This is a genomic window from Pseudoalteromonas sp. NH0006-46 (assembly GCF_057547735.1).
The window spans coordinates 1-533 of record NZ_BAAJML010000037.1 but is presented as its reverse complement, the minus strand read 5'-3'; the positions used below and the strand labels follow the sequence as shown (position 1 = coordinate 533).

Sequence of the window (533 nt, the reverse complement as noted above, 5' to 3'; positions counted from 1 at the left end):
GTTGCTCAAACGGACAAAAAACAGCTGGCTTTTGCTCGTTCCTCGCTAATTTTAGCCAGCTATTTTATTGCCGCTTAGCAAAGCGTTATAAGTACTAAATAAATTATGCGTAAACTTCTAGCATTTATATTTTTATTATCTCCATGTGCTATGGCGTGTGAAGTTGTTTCATTAATAAAAAGTCATATCTTCACCGCAAAACTATGACGGTAAATGCATTCAAACTGTCGGAGTGATTAGTGTCGCATTCGAGGATAACTTGCTCTATTTAAATAAAGAAAGTTATGCTGCAAGAGCCTACGAAAATGCAATTATTCAACCTGTAGTTGCTGACAGTATGGATGAGGCTGAAAGTGAGAAAATGAAAAATCTATTTAAAACCTATGAAGGTAAACTAGTTAGGTTTACAGGTATATATTCAGCTAAAAGTGCGTTTAGACCAACTATTAATGTAAATGGTTGGTTTACTACAGTCGATAAGCTTGAGATTATTGAGGGAAGTAACTCATTCCCACCTAAGACGTAAACGTACT

1 protein-coding gene is annotated in these 533 nt (G+C 35.5%); it reads left to right on the top strand.

The features are described 5' to 3' along the window. Nucleotides 1-232: 232 nt before the first annotated feature. The gene (locus tag AC27I2_RS19720; RefSeq protein ID WP_487205264.1) at nucleotides 233-526 is read left to right on the top strand and encodes a hypothetical protein; all 294 of its coding nucleotides are present in this window, start codon (nucleotides 233-235) and stop codon (nucleotides 524-526) included. Nucleotides 527-533 lie beyond the last annotated feature (7 nt).